Genomic DNA, 517 nt, shown 5'->3' with positions numbered 1-517 from the left:
TGTCGTAGCCATGCATGTAAAGTACAAGGTTGACCACAACCACCAAAACAACGACGGAGATGGTCGCGAAAATGTACTTGGTTTCTAGCGAAAGTTTGTTCAGCATCAGTTTGCCTTTGGTAGCAAGTTTACAGACTTTCGAACCGTGTCGAGAGACGTTGCCATATCTGGCGTGAGTGCTGATATGCGCTTGGTATTTTGGAATACATCCAAGGCATGCAAACCTTCTGGTGAGGCATCCATTTTCAATAAAATCGATGTAATTTCATTTTTGGTCGATTGGCTCAAAGTAGGCGACGCTAAAACCAAATCACGCGGGATCTCAACCGAGTTATGGAAAATGGTCAGTTTTTCCTTCATGTTTTCTGGCAAATCTTTTGGGTTGTTCCAGTTGAAATTACTGAACGCCCCGGCGGCAACGCGCTGTTTATACACCCAAACGGATAGGTTGATTTCGTTGGATTGTTCTAAATGTTCATCCAAAAACAAATAGCCGATACGGTCTTTCGTTGGGTGA

At 43.7% G+C, this 517-nt stretch carries 1 protein-coding gene; it reads right to left on the bottom strand.

All coding sequences use genetic code 11. The features are described from left to right. Window positions 1–105: 105 nt before the first annotated feature. Window positions 106–517: PhnD/SsuA/transferrin family substrate-binding protein (locus R7Z50_RS31105; protein ID WP_318150228.1), on the bottom strand; the 412-nt coding region annotated here is incomplete at its 5' end.

Source organism: Vibrio sp. 1249-1 (assembly GCF_033340495.1).
The sequence above is the reverse complement of the archived record's forward strand: the minus strand, read 5'-3'. Positions and strand labels throughout refer to the sequence as shown.